23 protein-coding genes, 1 riboswitch and 1 other annotated feature are annotated in these 25417 nt (G+C 54.0%); of the genes, 18 read left to right on the top strand and 5 right to left on the bottom strand.

Annotated elements, in window-relative coordinates:
• The first annotated feature begins 2 nt into the window (after positions 1-2).
• From KNP64_RS10915 to KNP64_RS10875, 9 genes are all read left to right on the top strand, one after another.
• Entirely contained in the window at positions 3-497 is a 495-nt protein-coding gene (locus tag KNP64_RS10915) for an Lrp/AsnC family transcriptional regulator (protein ID WP_214711820.1), read from the top strand.
• A complete protein-coding gene (locus KNP64_RS10910; RefSeq protein WP_214711818.1) occupies positions 494-1681 on the top strand; it encodes an aminotransferase in 1188 nt (395 codons plus the stop codon). Before KNP64_RS10915 ends, KNP64_RS10910 begins: the two co-directional genes overlap by 4 nt.
• Before the next feature lie 68 nt (positions 1682-1749).
• The gene (locus KNP64_RS10905; protein ID WP_215114006.1) at positions 1750-2985 is read left to right on the top strand and encodes a lysine N(6)-hydroxylase/L-ornithine N(5)-oxygenase family protein; all 1236 of its coding nucleotides are present in this window, start codon (positions 1750-1752) and stop codon (positions 2983-2985) included.
• Between the two features lie 194 nt (positions 2986-3179).
• Positions 3180-3572, top strand: coding sequence for a S1 domain-containing post-transcriptional regulator GSP13 (gene yugI / locus KNP64_RS10900; protein WP_016509788.1), 393 nt, complete (start codon positions 3180-3182; stop codon positions 3570-3572).
• A 95-nt stretch (positions 3573-3667) separates the two neighbouring features.
• Positions 3668-4666, top strand: coding sequence for a Gfo/Idh/MocA family protein (locus KNP64_RS10895; protein WP_214711814.1), 999 nt, complete (start codon positions 3668-3670; stop codon positions 4664-4666).
• A gap of 68 nt (positions 4667-4734) precedes the next feature.
• Complete coding sequence (locus KNP64_RS10890) at positions 4735-5898, top strand: iron-containing alcohol dehydrogenase (RefSeq protein WP_138859145.1); 1164 nt, start codon at positions 4735-4737, stop codon at positions 5896-5898.
• Between the two features lie 106 nt (positions 5899-6004).
• Positions 6005-7357, top strand: a complete 1353-nt coding sequence (locus KNP64_RS10885; protein ID WP_034778329.1) for a glucose-6-phosphate isomerase — start codon at positions 6005-6007, stop codon at positions 7355-7357.
• A 98-nt stretch (positions 7358-7455) separates the two neighbouring features.
• Positions 7456-7929, top strand: coding sequence for an RNA deprotection pyrophosphohydrolase (gene ytkD / locus KNP64_RS10880; protein WP_034778327.1), 474 nt, complete (start codon positions 7456-7458; stop codon positions 7927-7929).
• Positions 7910-8668, top strand: coding sequence for an alpha/beta hydrolase family protein (locus KNP64_RS10875; RefSeq protein ID WP_214793373.1), 759 nt, complete (start codon positions 7910-7912; stop codon positions 8666-8668). The genes ytkD and KNP64_RS10875 overlap by 20 nt, the downstream gene beginning before the upstream one ends.
• Before the next feature lie 33 nt (positions 8669-8701).
• Here the strand turns inward: KNP64_RS10875 and pckA are convergent, their stop codons facing one another.
• Positions 8702-10273: a phosphoenolpyruvate carboxykinase (ATP) gene (gene pckA / locus KNP64_RS10870; RefSeq protein ID WP_214793369.1), complete on the bottom strand. Its 1572-nt coding sequence runs from the start codon at positions 10271-10273 to the stop codon at positions 8702-8704.
• Between the two features lie 314 nt (positions 10274-10587).
• Positions 10588-10707, top strand: a riboswitch (SAM riboswitch).
• A gap of 130 nt (positions 10708-10837) precedes the next feature.
• Between pckA and metK the strand changes: the two genes are divergently transcribed.
• Positions 10838-12046: a methionine adenosyltransferase gene (gene metK, locus KNP64_RS10865; protein ID WP_138859148.1), complete on the top strand. Its 1209-nt coding sequence runs from the start codon at positions 10838-10840 to the stop codon at positions 12044-12046.
• Between the two features lie 44 nt (positions 12047-12090).
• Here metK and KNP64_RS10860 read toward each other — a convergent pair whose 3' ends face one another.
• Positions 12091-12627 carry a hypothetical protein gene (locus KNP64_RS10860; RefSeq protein ID WP_214793366.1) on the bottom strand — a complete coding sequence of 179 codons (537 nt, stop codon included), beginning with the start codon at positions 12625-12627 and terminating at the stop codon, positions 12091-12093.
• 164 nt (positions 12628-12791) lie between these two features.
• Here KNP64_RS10860 and KNP64_RS10855 point away from each other — a divergent pair, with 164 nt between their 5' ends.
• A complete protein-coding gene (locus tag KNP64_RS10855) occupies positions 12792-13262 on the top strand; it encodes a GNAT family N-acetyltransferase (RefSeq protein WP_214793363.1) in 471 nt (156 codons plus the stop codon).
• 90 nt (positions 13263-13352) lie between these two features.
• Positions 13353-14069, top strand: coding sequence for an alpha/beta hydrolase (locus tag KNP64_RS10850; RefSeq protein WP_214793360.1), 717 nt, complete (start codon positions 13353-13355; stop codon positions 14067-14069).
• A gap of 32 nt (positions 14070-14101) precedes the next feature.
• Here KNP64_RS10850 and mnmM read toward each other — a convergent pair whose 3' ends face one another.
• Together mnmM and mnmL are read right to left on the bottom strand one after the other, a co-directional pair.
• Entirely contained in the window at positions 14102-14674 is a 573-nt protein-coding gene (gene mnmM, locus KNP64_RS10845; protein WP_214793357.1) for a tRNA 5-(aminomethyl)-2-thiouridylate-methyltransferase MnmM, read from the bottom strand.
• On the bottom strand, positions 14628-15605 hold the full coding sequence (gene mnmL, locus KNP64_RS10840; protein ID WP_138859150.1) for a tRNA modification radical SAM protein MnmL/YtqA: 978 nt from the start codon (positions 15603-15605) through the stop codon (positions 14628-14630). The genes mnmM and mnmL overlap by 47 nt, the downstream gene beginning before the upstream one ends.
• A gap of 176 nt (positions 15606-15781) precedes the next feature.
• Here mnmL and KNP64_RS10835 point away from each other — a divergent pair, with 176 nt between their 5' ends.
• From KNP64_RS10835 to KNP64_RS10820, 4 genes are all read left to right on the top strand, one after another.
• A complete protein-coding gene (locus KNP64_RS10835; RefSeq protein WP_052090142.1) occupies positions 15782-16972 on the top strand; it encodes an MDR family MFS transporter in 1191 nt (396 codons plus the stop codon).
• A 42-nt stretch (positions 16973-17014) separates the two neighbouring features.
• Positions 17015-17233 (top strand) — a binding site (T-box leader).
• A 41-nt stretch (positions 17234-17274) separates the two neighbouring features.
• Entirely contained in the window at positions 17275-19677 is a 2403-nt protein-coding gene (leuS, locus tag KNP64_RS10830) for a leucine--tRNA ligase (RefSeq protein WP_214793354.1), read from the top strand.
• A gap of 117 nt (positions 19678-19794) precedes the next feature.
• Positions 19795-20868, top strand: coding sequence for a hypothetical protein (locus KNP64_RS10825; protein WP_214706497.1), 1074 nt, complete (start codon positions 19795-19797; stop codon positions 20866-20868).
• Between the two features lie 14 nt (positions 20869-20882).
• Positions 20883-21395, top strand: a complete 513-nt coding sequence (locus KNP64_RS10820; protein WP_214706495.1) for a pyrophosphohydrolase domain-containing protein — start codon at positions 20883-20885, stop codon at positions 21393-21395.
• A gap of 41 nt (positions 21396-21436) precedes the next feature.
• Here KNP64_RS10820 and KNP64_RS10815 read toward each other — a convergent pair whose 3' ends face one another.
• Complete coding sequence (locus KNP64_RS10815; protein ID WP_034778302.1) at positions 21437-22711, bottom strand: BaiN/RdsA family NAD(P)/FAD-dependent oxidoreductase; 1275 nt, start codon at positions 22709-22711, stop codon at positions 21437-21439.
• A gap of 138 nt (positions 22712-22849) precedes the next feature.
• Here KNP64_RS10815 and KNP64_RS10810 point away from each other — a divergent pair, with 138 nt between their 5' ends.
• Together KNP64_RS10810 and KNP64_RS10805 are read left to right on the top strand one after the other, a co-directional pair.
• The gene (locus tag KNP64_RS10810; protein ID WP_214711788.1) at positions 22850-24547 is read left to right on the top strand and encodes a putative polysaccharide biosynthesis protein; all 1698 of its coding nucleotides are present in this window, start codon (positions 22850-22852) and stop codon (positions 24545-24547) included.
• Positions 24547-25257 (top strand): pseudouridine synthase, encoded by a 711-nt coding sequence (locus KNP64_RS10805; protein WP_138859157.1) that lies wholly within the window; start codon positions 24547-24549, stop codon positions 25255-25257. The genes KNP64_RS10810 and KNP64_RS10805 overlap by 1 nt, the downstream gene beginning before the upstream one ends.
• Positions 25258-25417 lie beyond the last annotated feature (160 nt).

Genomic DNA, 25417 nt, shown 5'->3' with positions numbered 1-25417 from the left:
CTATGTATACATCGAAAGAACTAGAATTGCTCGAGCTGCTCGAAGAGAAAGGCTACCTCGAGACGAAACTGTTGGCGAACTTGCTCGCGACCGACGAGGAAACCGTTGAGGCGATGCTCGAGAAGTTCAAGGCGGACGGCATCTTGCTCGGCTTCCGGGCGATGGTCAACTGGCAAAAAATCAATCGCCACGATGTCACGGCGTTCATCGACGTCAAAGTCACTCCGAAACGGGGTCGTGGTTTCGATGAGGTCGCGGAACGCATTTATCGCTTCCCGGAAGTGACGGCACTCTATTTGATGTCAGGGGCTTACGACCTGCAAGTCGTCATTCGGGCGAACTCGCTTCAAGACGTCGCGTCGTTCGTTTCGGACAAATTGTCACCGCTTGACTCGGTGGTCTCGACGACGACGCACTTCAAATTGAAGACGTATAAGCATGATGGCATTTTATTCACCCCACAAGTCGAAGACAAACGGTTGAATATTACGCCATGAAGTCACTATCCCAACAAGTCGTCTCAATGAAGCCGTCCGGCATTCGCCGATTCTTCGATTTAGCGCAAACGATGGAAAACGTCGTCTCTCTCGGGGTGGGAGAGCCGGATTTCATCACGCCGTGGAACGTGCGCGAGGCGAGTTATGCGGCGCTCGAGCAAGGCTACACGGCCTATAGCGCGAACGCCGGTCTCCTCGAGTTACGTCAAGAAATCGCTGGTTACATGGCGGACCGGTTCGGGGCGACATATGACCCGGCGACGGAACTGATCGTCACGACGGGCGCGTCGCAGGCGCTCGATATCGCCTTCCGGGCTCTCCTCAACCCGGGTGACGAGGTCATCGTCGTTGAACCGGCTTTCGTCTCGTACGGGCCGCTCATCGAGCTCGCCGGCGGGACGGTCGTCCCGGTCGCCTGTCGTCCGGAGAACGGGTTCCGTCTGAACCGGGAAGACGTCGAAGCGGCGATCACGGAGCGCACGAAAGTGATGCTCCTCTGCTTCCCGTCAAACCCGACCGGAGCGACGATGACGGGTGAAGAACTCACCGAGATCGCGGAACTCGCGACGAAACATGACCTTTGGGTCGTAAGTGATGAAATTTATGCCGAACTGTCATATGACGAGCCGTTCACAAGCTTTGCGACGCTTCATGATATGCGCGAGCGGACGATCGTCGTCAACGGGTTCTCGAAGGCGTTCGCGATGACAGGCTGGCGGCTCGGGTTCACATGTGCGCCGGAAGTCGTGACACGGGAGATGCTCAAAGTTCATCAGTACGGCATGATGTGTGCCCCGACGCTCGTTCAGTTCGGCGGTCTCGAGGCACTGAAGAGCCGTGACCAGCATGTACCGAAGATGGTGAAGAGCTATCGGCAGCGCCGTAACTACTTCATCCAGGCCCTCAATGACGCCGGGTTACCGACGCACGTACCGGGTGGGGCGTTCTACGCCTTCCCATCGATTCGCCACACCGGATTGACGAGCGAAGAGTTCGCCGAGCGTCTCTTGCTCGAGGAACGGGTCGCGGTAGTGCCGGGCAACGCCTTCGGCGCGAGCGGTGAAGGCTTCGTCCGGGCTAGTTACGCGACGTCGGTCGAACAATTACAAGAAGCGATTCGTCGCATCGATCGGTTCATGAAACAGTTCGAAGTGACGACGACAGTGACAGACTCTCAGCGATGAGGGTCTGTTTTACGTTTTAGTGGTATAATAGATGGGAAAAGACGAGCGAGGTGAGGTCATTGGAACGAGTGGATTTTGTAGCAATCGGATGTGGCCCGTACAATCTCGGCTTGATGGCGCTCAGCGAATCGACCAAATTGACGGGGATATGTTTTGAAGAGCGGGCCGACTTCAATTGGCATGAAGGAATGTTGCTCGAAGCGGCGACGATGCAGACGCATTATTTATATGACCTTGTGACGCTCGCCGACCCGACGAGCCGGCACAGCTATTTGAACTATTTGAAGCAGGCGGGCCGACTGCAGACGTTCATCGTCCAAGAGAGCCCGACGATTCCCCGGACAGAGTTCAATCGCTATTTGCAGGCGATCGCTGCCTCGCTCGACACAATCAAGTTCTCGCACCGGGTCGTCGACGTCCGTCCGGCACAGGACGGCTTCCTCGTCACGGGCGCGACGCCTAAAGGCGAAGAGACGCTATCGACGCGACACGTCGTCATCGGGACGGGGGCAGAACCGCTCATCCCAGAGGCGTTCCAAGATGTAATCCATACGAGCTCGTATCGAATGGAGCGGGAACGATTGCTTGAAAAGGACCGCATCGTCGTCATCGGCAGCGGGCAGAGCGCGGCGGAGGTGTATCTCGATTTGTTGAGTCGATCCGATAAAACGCGGCAACAAATCGATTGGGTGACGCGCTCGGACGTGTTCGAGTCGCTCGAGAGCGGCAAACTCGGGGAAGAGATCTTCAGCTTGTCGTACGTCGAGTATTTCAATCGATTACCGTACGCGGAACGTGAGCAACTTGGGAAGTCGTTCGAACGATTCCGCAATGGCGTCAACCCAGAGACGCTCCGTGCCATCTATGGGGCGTTATATCATCGGACGGCGGACGGGACGGACCAAGCGACGAACTTGTGTACCCAAATTGAAATCGAGCGCGTATCGCACTCATCGAGCTATATGGTCGAAGGGACTCAGCAGCATAGCGGTGAATCGTTCACGAACGAATATGATGCGGTCGTGGCGGCGACCGGGTATCGACCGCGGATTCCGGAGTGGGTCGAACGATTTGACATCGAATGGGAAGCGGAACGACTATGGCGCGTCAACAACCGCTATCAAATCGCGACGGAGACTCGGTTGACCGGCAGTCTGTTCACCCATACGAACTTGGAACATTCGCACGGGCCGGCGGCAACGAATTTAGGGATGGCCGTGTATCGGAACGCGATTATGTTGAATGAAATGGTAGGGGAGACGGTGTTTGAGGTGGCCGCACAGCGACCATTTACAAGCTTTTGAACAAAAAAAGGGCTAGGCGTTAACCTAGCGGAATCAGGGGGGAATACTTGAAGTCTTGCTTGATTTGTATTTACCCGACCCGTCGACTTTGAAACACGAAAATAATCCCAAATAATCTTTTTTACTAATTTGTACACTTTATCGAAAAAAGTATGTTATAGTAAGTTGATGAATTTAGCATAGGAGTGTTTGTAATGGCAAAATACGAAAAAGATCAAGTTTTAAAAGGTAAAGTAACAGGAATCCAACCTTTCGGTGCATTCGTCGCACTCGACGACGAGACTCAAGGTCTTGTCCACATCTCTGAAATCTCACACGACTACGTGAAAGACGTGAACGAGTACGTTCAAGTCGGTCAAGAAGTTGAAGTGAAAATTCTTGATGTTGATGAAGCATCTAAGAAAATCAAGCTTTCAATGAAAGCGACACAAGAAGCTCCAAAACGCGAGAAGTCGGCTAAGCCAGCTCGTCGTGGCGCACCACGCCGCAACGAAGCTTCAAACTTCAAGCAAGAAGAAGCTCCAGGATTCACTGTCCTCAAGGACAAGCTCGAAGACTGGATCAAAAACACGAACTTCAAGAAGTAAGTGATTGAGACGACCTGCCATGTGCAGGTCGTCTTTTTTTTTGTACAGGAAATGTCCCGCTCGTTCACGAACAGTACAGAAAAGGAGTGAGGACCATGAGGATCGGAATCATCGGTACGGGTGGGATTGCCAAGACTGCCCATATCCCGCAATACATCGCGGCAGGGGCTGACGTCGTCGCCGTCATGAATCGGACCCGTGAGCGCGGGGAAGCGGTGGCTGAACAGTTTGGAATCGAACGGGTGTACGAGACGGTCGAAGAGATGCTCGTCACAGAACAACTCGATGCGGTCAGTGTATGTACGCCGAACGCGCTCCACAAAGCGCAAGTCATCGCCGCACTCGAGGCAGGATGCCACGTCCTCTGTGAGAAGCCGCCGGCCATCTCGGCCCGTGAGGCGAACGAGATGCTAGCAGCGGCCCGGAAGGCAGAGCGGACGCTGCATTACGGATTCCATTACCGGCACCGGTCGGACACACAACTATTGAAACGGATGATCGATGCCGGGGAACTCGGTCACGTCTATGCGGCGACGGCCCTTGCCCTGCGGCGTCGTGGCATCCCGGGATGGGGCGTGTTCACGGATAAGGAACTGCAAGGAGGCGGTGCACTGCTCGATATCGGGGTACATATGCTCGACCTCGCCTTGTATTTGATGGATTATCCGAAGCCGGTCGATGTCATCGGTCACGTCGGTCAATACCTCGGCACACGGCCTGGTGTCGGGCTGATGGGTGATTGGGACGCGGAGGCATTCTCGGTCGAAGACACGGCCCGGGCGATGGTCACGTTCGACAACGGAGCATCTTTGTTTTTAGACGCGAGTTTCATGGCCAACGTCGAGGCGGCGGACACGATGCGGGTCGAACTACGGGGCACGATGGGCGGGGCGTCGCTCTTTCCACTCCAACTCCATACGGAAGAGCATGGTGCCTTATTCGATAAATCTCCGGCCCATCTGACGCTCGAAGATCCGTACGCCAGTCAGATTCGCACGTTCCTCGAGGCGTGCCGGCACGAGCCATCGTACGAGCAAGCGGAACAGGCGGTGACGCTCCATACGATCATTGACCGCATCTACGCTCAGACCTGATTGCTTTTCAATCATAAAAAACAGGGTATATAGTGTAGGTGTTACATATTTTCGAAGGAGGATGAAACATGCACAACTTTGAATACAAGAACCCGACGAAACTTATTTTCGGGACACATCAGATTGAAAAACTCGCGAGCGAGTTGAAGGCGCTTGACGCCAAGAAAGTGATGCTCGTCTATGGAGGCGGGAGCATCAAAAAGAACGGCACGTACGATGAAGTCGTGGCGGAACTGAACAACGCCTCGATCGATTTCGTCGACTTCTCAGGCGTCGAACCGAACCCGCGCATCGAGACGGTACGTCGTGCCGTTAAACAAGCGCGTGAAGAAAACATCGACGCATTGCTCGCGGTCGGCGGCGGTTCGGTCATCGATTGCACGAAACTCATCTCGGCGGCCATCCCGTATGAAGGCGATGCTTGGGACATCGTGCTCCGTGACCACATCCCGACGGAAGCGATCCCGTTCGGTACGGTGCTCACGCTCGCGGCGACCGGTTCTGAGATGAACTCAGGTTCGGTCATCACGAACTGGGAGACACAAGAGAAGTACGGCTGGGGTCACCCGCTCGTCTATCCGACGTTCTCGATCCTCGACCCACGTTACACGGTATCAGTGCCAAAAGACCAAACGATTTACGGCATCGTCGACATGATGAGCCACTGTTTCGAGCAGTACTTCCACCCGAACCATGCGCCGGTTCAAGAGCGGATGACGGAAGGCGTGTTGAAAGCGGTCGTCGAATCGGCACCGAAACTCGTCGCCGATTTAGAAAATGTCGACTTGCGCGCCATCATCTTGTTCTCAGGTACGATCGCCTTGAACGGTGTGCTCCAAATGGGTGCCTCGGGCGACTGGGCATCGCACAACATCGAACATGCGGTCTCGGCTGTCCATGACATCCCGCATGCAGGCGGACTCGCGATCCTGTTCCCGCGCTGGATGGAACATGTACTCGATGAAGACAATGCAGCACGTTTCGCACGCTTAGGCACAGAAGTGTTCAACGTCGAACCGGCTGACACGGACTTGGAAACGGCGAAGCGTACGATTGCAGCCGTTCGTGCCTTCTTCGATGAGCTCGGCGCGCCAAACTCGCTCCGTGACTATGACATCGACGAGTCGACGTTCGACGCCATCTTGGATTCGGCGATGAAACGCGGGGCGTTCGGTCGCTTCCGCACACTCGAACGTGAAGACGTGGCAGCGATTCTTGAGTTGAGCAAATAAGGCGATTTGATGCCTATTTTGCAATAATGATTGAACGAATCCGACGTTTCCGTTTATGATGGGTCATGTATGGCTCATCAAGGAGCGATTTAAAGGAGGAAATGATATGTCAACTGTACGTTTCGATTATTCAAACGCCCTGTCTTTCGTCGGGGAACATGAAGTCGATCAATTGCAAGAAACCGTGAAAGCAATGCATTCGGTCATCCATGACCGCAGCGGGGCAGGTAGCGATTTCCTTGGGTGGGTCGATCTCCCAACAAACTACGATACGGATGAGTTTGCCCGCATCAAAGCGGCCGCGGAACGAATCCGTGAGAACTCGGACGTCCTCGTCGTCGTCGGGATCGGTGGATCATACCTCGGCGCACGCGCGGCCATCGAGATGCTCCAACATTCATTCTTCAACGTATTGTCGAAAGAAGAGCGCAACGCGCCACAAGTCTTCTTCGCCGGTCACAACATCTCGTCAACTTATTTGACGGAGTTGCTCCAGGTGCTCGAAGGCAAAGACGTCTCGGTCAACGTCATCTCGAAATCGGGAACGACGACAGAACCGGCGATCGCGTTCCGTGTCTTGAAACAGTTCATGGAAGACAAGTACGGTCAAGACGGTGCTCGTGAGCGCATTTATGCGACGACAGACCGTGCCCGTGGCGCCTTGAAGACGCTTGCGGATGCGGAAGGCTACGAAACATTCGTCATCCCGGATGACGTCGGCGGCCGCTTCTCGGTCCTTACACCGGTCGGACTCCTTCCGATCGCTGCGGCAGGGATCGATATCGACGCCCTCATGGAAGGTGCACGCGACGCACAAAACGCCTATTCGTCACCAGAACTCTCTGAGAACGAGGCGTACCAATATGCGGTCGTCCGTAACGCCTTGTATGCGAAAGGCAAGTCGATCGAGTTGCTCGTCAACTACGAACCGGCCTTGCACTACGTATCGGAGTGGTGGAAACAGCTTTACGGCGAATCAGAAGGAAAAGACAACAAAGGGATCTTCCCGGCGGCTGTCGACTTCTCAACCGACCTCCACTCGATGGGACAATACATCCAAGAAGGTCGTCGTGACTTGTTCGAGACGGTCATCCGTGTCACGAACGTCCGTCACGCGATGAACGTGCCAGAAGACGCGCAAGACCTCGACGGCTTGAACTTCCTCGCTGGCGAAACGATCCAATTCGTGAACGACAAAGCGGCTGAAGGAACACTCCTTGCCCACACGGACGGAGAGGTACCGAACCTCGTTGTCGAATTGCCAGAGATGACGCCGTACCACCTCGGTTACTTGTTCTACTTCTTCGAGAAGGCATGCGCGATGAGCGGATACATTCTCGGGGTGAACCCGTTCAACCAACCGGGCGTCGAAGCGTATAAAGCGAACATGTTCGCGTTGCTTGGAAAACCAGGTTACGAAGAACAAAAAGCTGAGCTTGAAAAGCGCTTGAACCAATAATTTTGAGTAGGTCCGCTCCGGCGGGCCTATTTTTTTGTTTGAAACTGGGGGAAGACAAGGTAAAGTGAGAGTAGACAGGGGAAAGAAAGGGATGGACTATGTTGACATTCACGGACTACTATCACAATAAAGTCGAGTTGAGCTTTGCGCACTATCCATTTTCAGATACGCCGCTCCACGTCTGGGTCGTCGCCCGCTACGAGAATCAATGGGTGCTGACGAAGCATAAGCAGCGCGGGCTCGAGTTCCCGGGTGGAAAAGTCGAACCTGGCGAACATGAGGACGATGCCGCGATTCGGGAAGTGTATGAAGAGACGGGTGGTGTCGTGAAGACGCTGCACTATCTCGGACAATACCGCGTGCTTGGGCGCGGGGACACGGTCATCAAAAATATTTACTTCGCCGAGATCGAGCGCTTCGATGACCATCCGGCCGTCGATGAGACCGACGGCGCCGTGCTCATGAAGGAACTGCCAACGAATCTGCTCCGGAACAACCGGTACAGTTTCATGATGAAAGACCGGGTGCTCCCGGAAACGATGAAGGTGTTACATGAAAAACGAATGGTTTGACCGGATTGAGGTCCTCCCTCCATATGCCGGTTATGCGGTCCACCGTGGCTGGTACGCGACACGCGATGGTGAGGATGTCGTCGCCTATACGATCACGCCGACGCGACCGAACGGGCACGTCCTGTTTTATTTGCGCGGCGGAACAGGACGCATCGGGGACGTGCGCTTGCCCCGGTTGATGCAGTTCGCGGCCAAAGGCTTCCACGTCGTGGCGCCTGTTTACCGTGGTAACCATGGCGGGAGCGGGAAAGAGGACTTCGGCGGGGCCGATTTAGAGGATGTCTTGTCTCTCTACGATCGCGTCCATCGAACGGACACGCTCATTCATGCCCTTGGCTTCTCGCGCGGGGGCATGATGGCGTTGTCGCTCGCTGCGGAGCGGCCGCTCACGTCCGTGACGTCATGGGCGGGTGTCACCAATTTGGAATGGACGTACGAAGAGCAACGCTCGATGCGGAAAATGCTCCGCCGTATGACCGGGGGTGACCCGGAAGCGGCTCGTGAGGCGTACGTGGAGCGTTCACCCCTCTACAAGGACTGGGAGGCCCCGACGTTATTGATTCACGGGACAGACGACGAGCAAGTGCGGCTCCGCCATGCGACAGCCGTGGCCGAACGGATGGGGGAGCGGGCCGAACTTTGGATCGTCCCGTTCGCTCATCAACTCCCGTTTTGGGAAAAGTGGAAGACGACCGATGAGGTGATGGACTGGATGTTAGCCGTCGCACCAAAAAAATGACTAGCGCCTAAACCAGGCGCTAGTCATTTTTTATTAAACGATGATTGGGCCGGCCGCGACGACCGCCTCACTCGCTTTCGTGAATCGTTTGAAGTTGTCTTGGAACTTACGGGCGAGCGCTGCCGCCTCGGCGTCGTAGCGGGCCTCGTCTTTCCATGTGCCCCGTGGGTTGAGCACGTCGTCTGGCACCCCGTCGATGTGGCGTGGGATCTCGACGTTGAAGATGTCATGGCGCGTCGTCTCGACGTCACGGAGTTTCCCGTTGACGGCCGCGTTCACCATCGCCCGTGTATAGGCGAGCTTCATCCGCGATCCTTCGCCGTATGCGCCACCGGTCCAACCGGTATTGACGAGATAGACGTCGACGTCATGTTTCTCGATCAACGTGCCGAGCATGTCGGCGTAGCGTTCCGGTGCGAGCGGTAAGAACGGTGACCCGAAACATGTCGAGAAGGTCGCCTGCGGCTCCGTCACGCCGCGCTCCGTGCCGGCTAGCTTCGACGTATAGCCTGACAAGAAGTGATACATCGCCTGCTCCTTCGTCAATTTGCTGATCGGAGGCAGGACGCCGTACGCGTCGGCCGTCAAGAAGACGATCGTGTTCGGATGACCGGCTCGTGACGGAAGCATCGCGTTATCGATAAATTGAATCGGGTAGGCGGCCCGTGTGTTCTCAGTGAGTGAGATGTTCTTGTAGTCTGGTGCCCGTTCCTCGTCCAAGACGACGTTCTCAATCAACGAGCCAAATCGAATGGCATCGTAGATTTGAGGTTCGTTCTCACGCGACAAGTTGATCGTCTTCGCGTAGCAACCGCCTTCAATGTTGAAGACGCCGTCAGGAGACCAACCATGCTCGTCGTCCCCGATTAAATGACGTTCTGTGTCGGCCGATAGCGTCGTCTTTCCGGTACCCGATAGCCCGAAGAAGAGAGCCGTCTCGCCGGCGTCCGATACGTTCGCCGAGCAATGCATCGACAAGACGTGCTGTTCCGGTAACAGGAAGTTCATGACTGAAAAAATCGATTTTTTAATTTCGCCGCCGTATTCTGTTCCCCCGATCAGAATGGTCCGTTTGGCGAATGAGACGAGAATGAACGTTTCGGAGTTCGTCCCGTCGACTTCCGGATCGGCCTTATAGCTCGGTGCATAGATGACCGTGAACGGATCAAAGGCACCTTGTGTCGGCCATTCGCGCAAGAACAACTGTTTCGCGAACAAGTTGTGCCACGCGTATTCTGTGATGGCCCGCACTGGAAGCGTATAATGCTCGTCAGCCCCGGCAGACGCCTCGAGATAGTAGAGCTTGTCTTTCGTCTCGAGATGCGTGAGCACTTTATCGAGCAGTGCCGTGAACTTCTCTTCTGCGATCGGTTGGTTGACCGGACCCCAGTCTACTAAATGATTGCTGACTTCATCTTGCACGACGAATTTGTCTTTCGGTGACCGTCCTGTGAATTTACCTGTACTGACCGATAAAGCCCCGTCTTTCGTCAGTACGCCTTCCCCGTTGCGAATGGCTTCTTCCACCAATTCTGGAACCGTTAAGTTCCGCATCATGTCGGCACCTTTAATTAATTCTTCGATTTTCAGGAGCGTTGTCGCCATCCTGAATCCCACCTTTCCCCTAAATAGATGTGGATGAAATCCGCATACTTCCGCGTTTAATTAGTATGACGTTTTTATTATATGTGACATACTAATCAAAAACAAGCCTTTTTCACCCTTTAAAGTAAGCGCTTTCTTACACTGTCATTCTAACATATTCTGTACCAGGTCATAGTACAAAATCGAAAACCGACAAAAAAATGTTTGATATTTCACAAACATAACTATTACGAGTTCGTGAAAAGTTTTACGAATTCAGTCGATACGCTTGACAGAACGGGGTGTCATTTATATGATGGTCTTCGTAACGGATACTCTTATTCTGAGCGGTGGAGGGAACAAGGCCCTACGAAGCCCAGCAACCGTCCGATTTGTCATTGTTATTCGGAAAAGGTGCTATCCTGAAGCGAAGCGCAAGCTTCGAACGATAAGAGGGTAAGGAAGAACGATTCAACCTTTCCCATTGAACATGGCGAAAGGTTTTTTTCATTACCGTCCCAAAGCAACGCGTAAGGGGAACGAGTACCGTCCACACATCACCCTTATTATAGGAGGTTTTTCGAAATGGCAAACTTGAACCGTCGACTTTTCACTTCGGAGTCCGTCACGGAAGGACATCCGGATAAAATTTGTGACCAAATCTCAGATGCGATTTTGGATGCGATTTTAGCTGAAGATCCAAACGCCCGCGTTGCGGCTGAGACATCTGTCACGACAGGTCTCGTGCTCGTAGCAGGTGAGATCACAACATCAACTTACGTGGATATCCCGAAAGTTGTTCGTGAAACAGTTCGTGAGATCGGCTACACACGTGCAAAATATGGTTTTGATGCAGAGACTTGTGCTGTCCTCACATCGATTGATGAGCAATCGGTAGACATCGCCCAAGGTGTCGACCAAGCGCTTGAAGCTCGTGAAGGACAAATGACTGAAGAAGAAATCGATGCAATCGGCGCTGGTGACCAAGGTCTCATGTTCGGTTACGCAACAAAAGAGACACCAGAACTCATGCCGCTCCCGATTTCACTCGCGCACAAATTGTCACGTCGTTTGGCAGAAGTTCGTAAGAACGGCACGCTCGCTTACCTTCGTCCTGATGGTAAGACACAAGTGACGGTCGAATACGACGAAGCGAACAACCCAGTTCGCATCGACACAATCGTCATCTCGACGCAACACGCCGAAGACATCACACTCGAACAAATCCAAGCTGATTTGAAAGAGCACGTCATCGACGCGGTCATCCCGTCTGAACTCATCGACGCGGATACAAAATACTTCATCAACCCGACTGGCCGTTTCGTCATCGGTGGACCACAAGGGGATGCAGGCCTTACAGGACGTAAGATCATCGTCGATACGTACGGTGGTTACGCTCGCCACGGCGGCGGCGCGTTCTCAGGTAAAGACCCAACCAAAGTTGACCGTTCAGCGGCGTACGCGGCTCGTTACGTAGCGAAAAACCTCGTTGCAGCGGGACTTGCTGACAAAGCAGAAGTTCAACTTGCTTACGCGATCGGCGTTGCCCACCCGGTATCGATCGCAGTCGACACGTTCGGCACAGGTAAATTGAGCGAGACTGAGCTCGTCGAACTCGTTCGCGAGAACTTCGACCTCCGTCCGGCCGGCATCATCAAGATGCTCGACCTTCGCCGTCCAATCTACAAGCAGACAGCAGCTTACGGCCACTTCGGTCGTACAGACGTTGAACTCCCATGGGAGCAAACGGATAAAGCGGCAGTGCTTGAAGAAGGCGCGAAACGCTTCGCATAAGACAGTAAAAACGACCTTTCGCTGAGAAAGGTCGTTTTTTCTTGTTAAGATTGGTTTTTATCCTGCTTAGATGTATCATCGTTAGAAGAATCGTTAGAAGAAGAATCAGATGACGTTTCTTGGCCTAGCGCGGTGTCTTTTGCTTCGACCACTTTCTCGCCAATCGATTGTAAGTCTGATTTTGCTTCCATAGCGGTGCCGGCAACTTGCGTTAAGTCTTGTTTCACCGTATCCACTTCTCCAGCGACTTTTTCATAGACATTTTGAACGTCGGTGGCAACTTCTTGGATGATTCCAGAAGCCGATTTCACTTGGTCAATGACTTGCGAAGCTTTTCCGCTAGGATCTTTAGCCACTTCACTTACTAAACCACCGACAGATGATTTAGCAGTCGTGAGCGATTGTTTTGTGTTTTGACGGTTCGAAGAACTAAGTAGAGCAAGGGCACCTCCGACTACAGCTCCTAAAAGAATTCCTCTCACCAGTGTAATCCGAGGACCAGATGATTCTCCAGAATCAAACTGACGGTTCGGATGATTGGCTTGGTCGACTTGTGGATCATGTTGTAGTTTCGGTTCCATAGTAACACTCCTTTTTGTAAGTTGGCATTGATACTCTTATACCCGAGTCAAAATGGAAAATAACGTCTTCCTTCATTTCGACATCAAAAAGTAATGAGCGGGCAGGATATTTTTTTGCTGATGGGGAATGATACTACTAGATTGGCCAAAAGGGGGATGCCGTTATGAAGATCAGGGAAGCCGTACCAGAAGATGCCGCCACCATCCGCGATATTGCGCTCGCAACGGTCAGTGAACAAGACGAGGTTCGTTCAAAAGTAATGGAACGGGCTTATCAGCAAGAAGAGATCGTCCGCGCCATCAGTTCAAGCGAGGAAGCGAAAGAGCAGTTGTTCATTGTCGGTGAAGCCGAAGGCGACGTCATCGGGTTCTATCATGCGATCGACCGCGGGGATACGTGGGAAGTGCTCCGGCTCTATCTTCATCCGACCCATCACCGACAAGGTCTCGGAACGTCCTTATTGTCTCATCTGCGCGAACGTAAAGTTCAACCGATCGAACTGTACGTCGAGAGTTCGAACGAGCAGGCGATCGCCTTTTTGAACCATGAGGCGTTCATCGAATTGAATCGGATACAAGAGGAAGTGTACGACCAACCGATGGAACTGATTCATTTGCGCTATGACCCGAGCTAAGACCCTAGACGGATTTTCTGACAAACATCAGTCTCGGCTGATGTTTTTTGTTAGTATAAAAACATGGACATAATAAAATGAGGTGACAGTATGACATACGAAGAAGAATCACGAAAAGGGGTTATCGTGATCGTCTATCCGCTCCAGTTCACGTCACGCTTGAGCGAGGCGTTTTTAGGACGGTTACGTGACGAATATGAAGTTCTCGTCGTGACCGGACAGACGGTTGGCTTGACGGCGGAAGACCATAAGCTGTTAATCAAGAACACGCTACGCGAGGCGAGCCAGTACAAACTGCCGATTCACGTCATCGCCTTCAGTCTCGGGACATTGTTAACGAACCGATTGCTCCAGGAATACGATGTGCCGCTCGGCAGTTTGACGTATATCTCACCCTTGTTCGATTGGCATCCGTCCCGCCAAATCGGCGGATTGAAACAAGTCGTCGCGAGTGCGGTCGACCGTTTCCGTCCGGATTTGCCGCTCGGCATGATGACGTTCATGGGTGCAGGCGAAGAGTCGTCCCGCTTCGGTGAGATCACGTACGGGCAATACCGGGAAATCGAGGAAGAGATCGTCGAGCATCAAGAAGAGAAGAAACATTTGCCGCGCCTTCCACTCGCTTGCTTCTATGCGCCGGACGACCGCTTCGCCGATGTGAAACTGACGCTCAACGTCTGTCGAAAAATTGGCGGCGATCAAGTGTACATTCGCCGGCTCGAAGGCTTCCCGCATTTCGGCTATGAACGACTGAACACGAAGTTCGCGGAGACGCTCATCACGTTTTATGAATTGATTCGAGAATGACAAAACAGGCGACTCGCTCGAGTCGCCTGTTTTCATGCACGTTTTTCAATCGCCACGATGAACGGGGGATGATTGATTTGATTGATGAAGCCGTAACGGAGGACGCCGGCCCGCTTTTGATCGAGTGCCTCGACGTAGGCGAGCACCTCGTCGCGCTCGATTTTGCCGCTATTATGGCCATGATAGATGACGACGACGATGACACCACCGACGGCCATGACGTCGAGCAGTTGCTCGAGGGCGTCGATGGTCGTATTGCCCGTCGTCGTGACCGACTTGTCGCTTCCCGGTAAATAACCGAGGTTGAACACGGCGGTTGTGATCGGGCGTGTCTCGTCCGCTACAATTTCTCGGACGGTGTCGTGGCTGTCGTGGATGACAGTGACGCGGTCCGTCAATGCTGCTTCCTCGATGCGAATGCGTGTCGCCTCGACCGCCGCTGCTTGGACATCAAACGCGTAGACGTGTCCCGTCGCCTCGACGAGTTCGGCTAAAAACAATGTATCGTGCCCGTTGCCGGCCGTCATATCGATGGCGACGGCACCAGGTGTGACGTGTTCACGGAGTAGGTACTTCGCGAACGGTAAGACTCTCATTAATCCCATGGCTCTCATCCTTCTTTTTTCCTTGGAAGGAATCACGACGCACCAGTTCGGCATCGATGGCGTTCAAGACGGCCATCTTGTGCCGGCTCCACGTCGGACCGATCAACAGATCCGGTGGCCCGTCACCGGTCAACCGATGGATGACGATCTCGGGCGGTAACGTCTCAAGCTGGTCGCAGACGAGGGAGACGTAAGTCGTCTCGTCCATGAGCTCGAGCAATCCTTTTTCGTACTGACGGGCGAGCGGCGTGTGCTTCAAGACGTGGAGCAAATGGATCTTGATTCCTTGTATGTCCATTTTAGCAACTTCTCGCGCCGTGTCGAGCATCATCTCTGTCGTCTCGCCAGGGAGACCGTTAATGATATGGACAACCACGTTTATATTGCGTCGGCGGAGCTTGGCGAGACCTTCGAGGAACGTCTTGTAGTCATGGCCACGATTGATTTTTTTCGCTGTCACATCGTGAATCGTCTGTAGGCCGAGTTCGATCGTGAGGGACGTCCGCTCATTCAACTCGGCGAGATAGTCGACGACGTCGTCCGGCAGACAGTCCGGTCGGGTCGCGATCGATAGACCGACGACACCTTCCTCTTTAAGGGCAGGCTCGAACAATTCCCGGAGCCGGGCGACGGGGGCATACGTGTTGCTGAACGCTTGGAAGTAAGCGATGTAGCGGGCTTCTTTCCACTTCCGATGCAACCGTGCCTTCACTTCGGCAAATTGGACCGGGATCGGATCGCAGGCGTTGCCGGCAAAATCACCGCTGCCGTCGTCCGAACAGAACGTACAGCCGCCCTTCGAGACGAGCCCGTCCCGGTTCGGACAAGTGAAACCGCCGTCGAGCGGTACCTTGAATACTTTCCCGCCGAACTCACGGCGATATGCTTCATTTAATTTATGGTATCTGGCATCACCAAATGGATGTTGCATGAATATCCTCTCCTTCTTTGCTCATGCTATCACAAGCTCTCCTCGTGATTACTTCATAATAAGTAATTTTTCTTGACAGTTATGGGGCGTTCCGTTAGCTTGGAGAAGGACTTATTCTTGATTCGGCCGTCGTGCCGAATTTTTATCGTTAAACGGGAATGAAAGGAGTAACTGGTATGAACAATAAAATGCCGATTTCGGTATGGATTTTGGTCATTGCGATGGCGCTCAATACAACGGCGGCGTCTTTTTTATGGCCATTTAACACACTCTATATAAATGGATATTTAGGCGAATCGATGACGCTTGCAGGTATTGCCCTCCTCGTCAACTCGGCGCTCGCCATCGCTGGGAACTATATCGGGGGCACGCTGTTTGACCGGATCGGCGGAAAACGGACGCTCATCCTCGCGGTCGGGCTGTTGCTCGCGAGCTCGCTCGGTTTCTTGTTGTTTCATGCCACATTCCTCGGTTACTTGGGCTGGCTTGGGTTGATTGGGTTTTCGGGTGGCCTCGTCTTCCCGACCGTGTACGCGTTCGCCGGCTTGATCTGGCCGGAAGGCGGACGCCGTTCGTTCAACGCGATCTATGTTGCTCAAAACGTGGGGGTCGCCCTCGGGACGGCGATGAGCGGGCAAATCGCGCGCATCGACATCGAGTTGATCTTTTACGCGAACTTCTTCTTATCGGTCTTGTTCGTCGTCGTCCTCTTGTTCGGGCTCCGTTATTTGAAAGACCCGGCCCGTCCGGTCGTCCAATCGCAGCTTGAGGCTGCGGCGACGACGTTGTCCGGCGCGACGATGAAATCGATGTGGTTCGTCGCCATCGGTTACGCGGCCCTTTGGTTCGTTTACGTGCAGTGGCAAGGCACGATCGCTGTCCATTCGAAAGACCTCGGCGTGACAATCAGCCAGTATTCGCTCCTTTGGACGGTGAACGGCGCCTTGATCGTGTTCGCTCAACCGCTCCTCAACCGGGCACTTCGTTACTTTGAAGACGATTTGAAGAAACAACTCATCGTTGGCGCCGTCATTTTCCTCGCCGCCTTCGCGGTCGTTCCGTTCGCGGGGGGCTTTACGATGTTCATGGTCGCGATGGTCGTCATGACGATCGGGGAGATGTTCATTTGGCCGGCCGTTCCGACGATTGCCGCGAAACTCGCACCGCCGGGGAAAGCAGGACAGTTCCAAGGACTCGTCAATATCGCGGCCTCGGTCGGTCGGATGATCGGCCCGACCTTATCGGGCCTCGTCTATGACGTATTCGGCATCGGTGCCGTCTTCACAATGCTATTCTTGCTCACGGCCATCGCGCTCGCGTTCTTCATTTTCATGAAAGACATCCGAGTGCCTGAAAAATCAAGTTGACGCTCTAAAACAGATTGGGCTAAAATGAACGAGTGAGATCATACACATGCGTAGAAGAGGAATAGTATCGTGACGTCTGTATTTGTAGAGAGCCGGTGGGTGGTGTGAACCGGTATATGGACTGCGAGAACTCGCCTTGGAGCAGTTCGCCTGAACGAATAGTAGGGTGAACCGGAGTTACGCCTCGTTACCGGCGTCTCAAGTGGCAGAAATGCAACATGGGTGGTACCGCGGAAAGCTTTCAAGCCTTTCGTCCCATTACCGGGGCGGAAGGCTTTTTATTATGCAGAGGAGGATGAATTTTGGATTATTTTAAACATCAAGACATCGAGCCGAAATGGCAAAAGCGTTGGGACGAGAAAGATGCGTTCCGGACGACAGAAGACCCGGACAAGGAGTGTTTCTACGTCCTTGACATGTTCCCATATCCATCAGGAGCCGGCCTTCACGTCGGTCACCCGGAAGGTTACACGGCGACGGACATCATCGCCCGCATGAAACGGATGCAAGGCTTCAACGTCCTCCATCCAATGGGGTGGGACGCGTTCGGTCTTCCGGCCGAGCAATATGCCCTCGACACAGGGAATGACCCGCGCGAGTTCACAGAGCGCAACATCGGCACGTTCCGCCGCCAGTTGAAAGAGCTCGGTTTCTCATACGATTGGGATCGTGAAATCAGCACGACCGACCCGAAATACTACAAGTGGACGCAATGGATTTTCACACAGCTCCATGACCGCGGACTCGCCTACGTCGATGAAGTCGCCGTCAACTGGTGCCCGGCTCTCGGGACGGTACTCGCCAACGAAGAAGTCATCGACGGCTTGTCAGAGCGCGGCAGCCATCCGGTTTACCGTGTCCCGATGAAGCAGTGGGTGCTCCGCATCACGGAATACGCAGAGCGGTTGCTCGATGATTTAGAAGGGCTTGACTGGCCAGACAGCGTCAAAGAGATGCAACGCAACTGGATCGGCAAGTCGGTCGGGGCCGAAGTCGATTTCAAAGTCGACGGTCACGAAAAAGTCGTCACGGTGTTCACGACACGTCCGGACACACTTTACGGCGCGACATACGTCACGCTCGCACCGGAGCACCCGTTCGTGAAAGCAATCGCGACACCGGAACAAACCGTCGCCATCGAGGCGTACGTCGAAGAAGTCTCGAAAAAGACAGATCTCGAACGGACCGATCTTGCTAAAGAGAAAACAGGCGTGTTTACTGGCGCTTACGCGATCAACCCGGTCAATGGTGAGAAGCTTCCAATCTGGATTGCTGACTACGTGTTGTCAACGTATGGTACAGGTGCGGTCATGGCCGTTCCTGGACATGATGAGCGCGACTATGAGTTCGCGAAGACGTTTGACCTTCCAATCCGTGAAGTCGTCACCGGCGGCAACTTGGATGAGGCGGCTTACGTCGAGGATGGCGTCCACGTCAACTCAGGTAGCTTGGACGGTCTCAATAAAGCCGACGCGATCGCCAAGATCATCGAAGAGCTTGAACTTGCCGGCACTGGCCGTGCGAAGACGACGTATCGTCTCCGCGACTGGTTGTTCAGCCGTCAGCGCTATTGGGGCGAGCCGATTCCAATCGTTCATATGGAAGATGGCACGCTCAAGACGGTCCCGGTCGAAGACCTCCCGCTCGAACTCCCGATTATCGATGAAATCAAACCGTCGGGTACGGGTGAATCGCCGCTTGCGAACGCAGACGAGTGGTTGACGTACACGGATCCAGTGACGGGTGAGAAGGGTCGTCGCGAGACGAACACGATGCCACAATGGGCCGGCAGCTGCTGGTACTACATTCGCTTCATCGATCCGCACAATGAAGACATGATCGCGGACCCAGAGAAGTTGAAGCGTTGGCTTCCGGTCGATTTGTATATCGGTGGTACGGAGCACGCGGTCCTACACTTGCTCTACGCTCGTTTCTGGCACAAAGTGCTCTACGATATCGGCATCGTCCCGACGAAAGAGCCGTTCCAAAAACTCTATAACCAAGGGATGATCCTTGGTGAGAACAACGAGAAGATGTCGAAATCGAAAGGGAACGTCGTCAACCCGGATGACATCATCAAGTCGCACGGAGCCGACACGCTTCGTCTTTACGAGATGTTCATGGGACCACTCGATGCGGCCATCGCTTGGTCGACGAACGGTCTCGACGGCGCTCGTCGCTTCCTTGACCGTGTCTGGCGTTTGTTCAATCAGACAGAGCTTCAAGACGTCGCACCGACTGCCGACTTCGAACGGACGTACCATCAGACGGTGAAGAAAGTGACAGAAGATTATGAGGCGCTCCGTTTCAACACGGCGATTTCGCAACTCATGGTCTTCATCAACGAAGCGTACAAACAAGACACGCTTCCGAAACAAGAAATGGTCAACTTCGTTAAGATGCTCGCCCCGGTCGCGCCACACTTGGCCGAAGAGTTGTGGGAGCGTCTCGGCATGACGGAAGACTTGACGTATGCGGCATGGCCGAAGTTTGATGAGTCGAAACTCGTCAGCGACACGATTGAAGTCGTCATCCAAGTGAACGGCAAGCTTCGTGCGAAGATGCACGTGGCCCGCGACGCTTCGAAAGAAGCGCTCGAGGCCGATGCGCTCGCGAACGAACGCGTTCAAGAGTTCACGGAAGGGAAGACGGTCCGCAAAGTGATCGTCGTTCCAGGTAAGCTCGTCAATATCGTCGTTGGATAAGCAAAGGAATGTGTGACATTGTCACACGTTCCTTTCTTTTGTATGATGTCGTTTTCTTTTCGGGGCGGGTTTGTTACACTAAAGGGCGATACTGCATGTAAAGGGGACGAAACGTCCATGAAACGTTCTTACGTACTATATACGACGCTGTTTGCCGTCGTCGTCGGCGTGATTTTGTGCTATGTGTTCGTCTTTTCGGACGAGGATATTCAAAGCCAAATCGCCTCGACGTTTGAAAAAATAGAGATTCAAACGAGTCACCAAGCGACATCTGTACCTCCCGTCGAAGCTTCGCCGGACGAGGAGGATATCGATACGACCGATGCCCTCGAACAGATTCAACAGCTCGATGAAGTGTACTATAGTGACACGATCGGGTCATATCTCGTCTTGACGAAAAATAAAGAGTTTTTCGAAGTGAGCGGGAACGCCAATCGCGTGAACGCGTCACTCATCCTCAGCAACGAAGGACAGCCCTACCGGTTCGGCGAGTTCATCGGTATGCGCATGATTTCCGAGGACAAGATTTATGCCGTCACGGCAAATGGGGTTCTCGTGACAATCGAGCGTGAAGAAGGCCGGTGGACGGAACAACGACGCAAATTGATTAAAGGAATCGCCTCGACAGACCGATTGTTCGGCCTCGGTTATGACGAGGAGACGAAACGACTGATCATCATGAGCCGTTTGGCGGACACGCCGGATGTGGAACTGTTATACGTCCAAGAACGGACGCTCGAGGATGAGACGGCCACCGACGCTGAAGCCAAGCCAGAGACAGAAGAAACAGCCGATGCGACCGAGACGGATGCGACGACCGAAGTGGATTCAGACGCCGATACGGCGACCACGGCTGATGAGGCAGACGCCGAAGAAACGCCAGCACCTGAGACGGAGTGGGCCATCGAGTCGAGAAAACCGCTCACGACCGAAGGGATGAGCGCCTCGATTCAACAGAAGTTCGAGAACTTCCGCGGTGTCGGCCTCGTCGAACGCCAGGGACGCATTTACGTCCTCGATTCAGAAGAACTCGTCCTCTACACGATCAACCCGGATGAAGGGACGATGAACGGACAGATGGTCACTCCTCGTGTGTACGGGTCGACCGGTATGTTTTTACAAGACAATGAAATTTTCGCCATCGTGCGACCAGATGTGTTCGACCTTGACGACTTCGTCTCGGTCGACTGATAGGAGAGGATCATATGAGCAAACGCTATTTCTATGAAGAAGTTCGCCAATTCCATGAGACGTTCGGGCACCCGGAAGCAAGTGCACCACAGCCGCTCGAGTTAGAGCGGGCCGTCAAACGTTCGGTCTGGACGGCAGAAGAGGCCGTCGTCGAATTTTTACATCAATCGGCACGTAACGAGGAAGAGTTCCTGCAAGCCGTCGCCACGTTCCAACAAGGATTCGAACAGGCGGTTCAGAAATCGCTCCAGGACGCGCCACCGACAAATGACGTCGAGCGACTCGTCGGACAAGGTGATGCGCTCACGGACGCCCTCTATTTCGTGATGGGCAGTTTCGTCGAGCTCGGGCTCGACCCGGTGCCGTTGTTCGAGATCGTGCAGCGCGCCAATATGGCGAAGCTCGGTCCGGATGGTAAGCCGATCCTGCGCGCGTCAGACAATAAGGTCATGAAGCCGGAAGGCTGGTTGCCACCCGAGCCAGAGCTCGAGGCGGAAGTGCGACGCCAACTTGAAGCGAAACAGTGACACCAAAAAGAGAGCCTATCGCGCGCGATAGGCTCTCTTTCTTATACGGTTGTACGTACAGCAAATTCTGCGGCGTGCGACCCGGCACAATGCCCGGTCGTGAAGGCGGCCGTGATGTTATAACCACCTGTATAGCCGTGAATGTCGAGCACCTCGCCGGCGAAGAACAGGCCGTCCGCTTTCTTCGACATCATCGTCTGCGGGGCGATCTCTTTGACAGAGACGCCGCCGCCCGTGACGAACGCTTTATCGAAATCGAGCGTCCCGGTCGCATGTAGCTCAAACGTCTTCAGTCGTGTCGCAAAATCGATGACCGATTGCTTCTTCAACTGACTCGCGTCTTCTTCACCGAAAGCGAGGTCGGCCAACAACAGGTCGAGCATCCGTTCCGGGATAAACCCTTTCCAGACGTTCTTGACGGCCCGTTTCGGTTGTTCTTGGACTTGGTTCCAAAGCTCTTGATACAGCTCGTCACGTGCCATGTCCGGGAACAAGTCGAGCGAGAGGGCGACGACGCGCTCTTTGCTGCGTTTGCGCTCTTTAATCGTATATTGGCTGCACCGGAGGGCGATCGGGCCCGAGATGCCGAAGTGCGTGAATATCATATCGCCACGGTGTGTCTTGATCGGTTTGCCTTTTTTGCCGTGGACGGTGAGGGCGACGTCCCGGAGCGACAGCCCTTGAAGCTGTTTCGTGCCGATAAAGGCATCGTTCAACAAAATCGGCACCTCGGTCGGGAACAGTTCCGTGATCGTGTGCCCGGCTTTCTCGGCCCACGGATATCCGTCGCCGGTCGAGCCGGTGTGGGGGACAGATTGTCCGCCGACAGCGATGACACAGGCGCCTGCCTCGATGCGTTCGCCGTCCTCCAGTTCGACCGCTTCAAACTCGTTTGCTTCATTAAAATGGAGCGTCTTCACTTTCGCGTTTTTGCGAATCTCGACACCGAGTGCGTCGATGGCGCCGAGGAGCGTGTTGACGACATCTTGCGCTTTGTCCGTCACTGGGAACATCCGGCCGTTGTCTTCTTCTTTTAATGGGATGCCGAACCCGGTGAACAAGTCGATAATCGACTGGTTGTCGAACTGGGCGAGGGCGCTATATAAGAAGCGTCCGTTCCCCGGAATGAACTGAATCAGTTCGTCGACGGGCTTGCGGTTCGTGACGTTACAGCGCCCGCCGCCAGAAATGGCGAGCTTGCGTCCGAGCTTCGAACCTTTATCAATCAGGAGCGTGTTCGCTCCGGCTTTGGCGGCGGCGTAGGTCGCCATCAGGCCGCTTGGGCCTCCTCCGATGACGATGACATCTTTCATCATGGTATCCCTCGTTTCTCTTCTCAATCTAAACTTTAACGGTTCGTAACTTTATTATCTGCAACAGTAAGAGTATAATGAGAAACGGTTGTTTTGTAAAACTAGGTACATTAGTTGTGAAAGAATAGATGGAGGTATCTCATGTCATCAAGCGTCAAACAAGATTCAGGACGGGAGTCCTTCGTCAAAGGCACGCTGCTCTTATCAGCCGGAAATTTGATCTCGCGTGCGCTCGGACTGCTCTATACGTTTCCCTTCCAAGCGATGGTCGGGATTGCCGGCGTCACGCTCTATCAGGCGGCCTACACCTATTATGCGCTCATGATCGCCATTTCGACGGCGGGGATTCCTGTCGCCGTCTCAAAATTTATCGCCAAGTATAACGCGCTCGGTGAATATGGCACGAGTCAGCGCTTGTTCCGTCAAGGGATGAAGCTGATGCTCGTGACCGGAGTCGTCGCTTTTTTATTACTGTTTTTCTCAGCACCGTGGTTATCAGAACTCATGGTCCGCAACTCGGAGAACAATCAGCAATATATCGACTCGTTGACGCTCGTCACGCGTAGCGTCAGTTTCGCACTCCTGCTCATCCCAGCGATGAGCATGGTGCGCGGCTATTTCCAAGGACATCAGGACATGGCCCCGACGGCCATCTCGCAAGTCATCGAACAGATCGTCCGCATCATGTTCCTGCTCAGCGGAACGATGCTCGTCTTGTTCGTCTTCTCGGACTCGGCACTCATTCGTCCGCTCGCCGACTCGCTCGGTGGGACCGCTGCCGTGGCGACGACCGAGTTGAACGGGTTGAAAGTACTCGCCGTGACGATCGCGACGTTCAGCGCCTTTATCGGGGCAATCGGAAGTATCGTCGTGCTCGCCATGTATTGGCGCAAACGGAAAGACATCCATCGTCAGACGGATAATCCGGCCGGTACGCCAGTCCGTTCGATGAAATCGCTCTTGCTCGAGTTGCTCAGTTACTCGATCCCGATCGTCATGGTCGGCTTGTCGACGCCGCTCTATCAGTTCGTCGACCAGTTGACGATGGTCAACACGTTGCTCAACTCGGGTAAGTCAGTCGCTGAAGCGACGTCCGCTTTTGGATTCTTGACCGGGAACGCCCATAAGATCGTCTTGATTCCGGTCTCGATCGCGGCAAGTGTGTCGATGGCGACGATTCCGCTCGTCACGAAATCGTTCACGCACGGCGACATGAATAAAGTCCGTAATCAAGTGAACCACATCTTCCAAGTGTCGTTCTTTGTCACCATCCCGGCCGTCATCGGGTTGGTCGCCCTTTCCGAGCCGTTGTTCGGGACACTGTTCCCGGGTGACCGGGAAGGGTGGGTCTACTTGCTCCACTATGCGCCGAGTGCGTTCTTCCTGGCCTATTACTCGGTGGCAGCGGCCATCCTGCAAGGGATCAATCGTCAGTACTTCACGATTTTCGCGACGGCGATGGGACTATTGACGAAAGCTGCACTCAACGTACCGTTCGTCTATGCGCTCGGCGGCATCGGCGCCGGTTACGCGACGATCGCCGGCTATATTGTCGCGATCATCCTCATGGTGTGGAAAATTCAACGGACGCTCCAGTTCCCGTATAAGCAATTGTTGCGTCGGACGATGCTCATGTTTGCCATGGGTGGGGCGATGTTTATCGCGGTATACGGCTCGTTGTTCGTCACGCTCCAAGATGAGCCGAGCTGGGGGAACGATATATTGGCTACGGTCGTCGGTTTCGGAATCGGCCTCGTCGTATACGGCTATCTCGGTTGGAGAAGTCACTTGGCCGGAAAACTACTAGGGAAACGATTCCAATATCGGAGGAAAGCATAATGCGAATTGATAAATTATTGGCGAACATGGGATATGGTTCGCGTAAAGACGTCAAGATTTTATTGAAGCAAGGGGCCGTCCGGATCGATGACCAGCCCGTCAAAGATGCGAAACGACAAATCAACTTAGAGGCGGAACGTGTGACCGTGCACGGGGAAGTCGTCGAGTACAAACCGTTCGTCTATTTGATGATGAACAAGCCGGCTGGTGTCATCAGTGCGACCGAGGACAAAGTCGAGTCGACGGTCGTCGATTTAATCGACCCGGCCTATGCCCATTACGATTTGTTCCCGGTCGGACGCCTCGACAAAGATACGACCGGCCTGTTGCTATTGACGAACGATGGGGCGTTCAATCACGCGCTCATGTCGCCTCGTAAACACGTCGACAAAGTGTATATCGCCGAAGTCGATGGGGAGATGACGGCAGATGATGTCCGTCGCTTCGCCGAAGGCGTCGAACTCGAGGACGGCTACACGACGAAACCGGCACGACTTGAACTGCTCAGCAAGTCCGGGCGCCGCTCGACGATTCGCTTGACGCTCTCGGAAGGGAAGTATCATCAAGTGAAACGGATGGTCGCCGCGGTCGGAAAACATGTGGAACGGCTCGAGCGCGTCCAAATCGGTGGCCTCGAACTCGATCCGACGCTTGAACCTGGTGCATACCGTGAGTTGACAGCACCGGAAGTCGACTTGTTCCTCATATGATTCGGAAGTACGTGTCAATCGGCACGTACTTTTTTGTGCAAAAAAAAAAGGGATCCGCGTGCGGAATCCCTTCAGATTGTAGACAAAGTCACGTTTCAGGCGAACTGAAACGTGACTTTGTCGTTTTCGGGCCTTTAGGCGCTCTGCCCGAGCCCCTTTT

Source organism: Exiguobacterium sp. s64 (genome assembly GCF_018618035.1).
Classification (GTDB): domain Bacteria; phylum Bacillota; class Bacilli; order Exiguobacteriales; family Exiguobacteriaceae; genus Exiguobacterium; species Exiguobacterium mexicanum_A.
Note: the sequence above shows the minus strand (reverse complement) of the source record. Positions and strands in the feature narration are given on the sequence as shown.

Bases quoted from the DNA above. Each gene is read 5' to 3' on its own strand.
- pckA (WP_214793369.1), bottom strand. From the start codon at position 10,273: ATGGCGACAACGCTCCTGAAAATCGAAGAATTAATTAAAGGTGCCGAC.
- mnmM (WP_214793357.1), bottom strand. From the start codon at position 14,674: ATGGGATTAATGAGAGTCTTACCGTTCGCGAAGTACCTACTCCGTGAA.
- yugI (WP_016509788.1), top strand. From the start codon at position 3,180: ATGGCAAAATACGAAAAAGATCAAGTTTTAAAAGGTAAAGTAACAGGA.
- mnmL (WP_138859150.1), bottom strand. From the start codon at position 15,605: ATGCAACATCCATTTGGTGATGCCAGATACCATAAATTAAATGAAGCA.
- KNP64_RS10810 (WP_214711788.1), top strand. From the start codon at position 22,850: ATGTCATCAAGCGTCAAACAAGATTCAGGACGGGAGTCCTTCGTCAAA.
- KNP64_RS10875 (WP_214793373.1), top strand. From the start codon at position 7,910: ATGAAAAACGAATGGTTTGACCGGATTGAGGTCCTCCCTCCATATGCC.
- KNP64_RS10910 (WP_214711818.1), top strand. From the start codon at position 494: ATGAAGTCACTATCCCAACAAGTCGTCTCAATGAAGCCGTCCGGCATT.
- KNP64_RS10815 (WP_034778302.1), bottom strand. From the start codon at position 22,711: ATGATGAAAGATGTCATCGTCATCGGAGGAGGCCCAAGCGGCCTGATG.
- KNP64_RS10915 (WP_214711820.1), top strand. From the start codon at position 3: ATGTATACATCGAAAGAACTAGAATTGCTCGAGCTGCTCGAAGAGAAA.
- KNP64_RS10855 (WP_214793363.1), top strand. From the start codon at position 12,792: ATGAAGATCAGGGAAGCCGTACCAGAAGATGCCGCCACCATCCGCGAT.
- metK (WP_138859148.1), top strand. From the start codon at position 10,838: ATGGCAAACTTGAACCGTCGACTTTTCACTTCGGAGTCCGTCACGGAA.
- ytkD (WP_034778327.1), top strand. From the start codon at position 7,456: ATGTTGACATTCACGGACTACTATCACAATAAAGTCGAGTTGAGCTTT.
- KNP64_RS10890 (WP_138859145.1), top strand. From the start codon at position 4,735: ATGCACAACTTTGAATACAAGAACCCGACGAAACTTATTTTCGGGACA.
- KNP64_RS10820 (WP_214706495.1), top strand. From the start codon at position 20,883: ATGAGCAAACGCTATTTCTATGAAGAAGTTCGCCAATTCCATGAGACG.
- KNP64_RS10885 (WP_034778329.1), top strand. From the start codon at position 6,005: ATGTCAACTGTACGTTTCGATTATTCAAACGCCCTGTCTTTCGTCGGG.
- KNP64_RS10805 (WP_138859157.1), top strand. From the start codon at position 24,547: ATGCGAATTGATAAATTATTGGCGAACATGGGATATGGTTCGCGTAAA.
- KNP64_RS10895 (WP_214711814.1), top strand. From the start codon at position 3,668: ATGAGGATCGGAATCATCGGTACGGGTGGGATTGCCAAGACTGCCCAT.
- KNP64_RS10835 (WP_052090142.1), top strand. From the start codon at position 15,782: ATGAACAATAAAATGCCGATTTCGGTATGGATTTTGGTCATTGCGATG.
- KNP64_RS10850 (WP_214793360.1), top strand. From the start codon at position 13,353: ATGACATACGAAGAAGAATCACGAAAAGGGGTTATCGTGATCGTCTAT.
- KNP64_RS10825 (WP_214706497.1), top strand. From the start codon at position 19,795: ATGAAACGTTCTTACGTACTATATACGACGCTGTTTGCCGTCGTCGTC.
- KNP64_RS10860 (WP_214793366.1), bottom strand. From the start codon at position 12,627: ATGGAACCGAAACTACAACATGATCCACAAGTCGACCAAGCCAATCAT.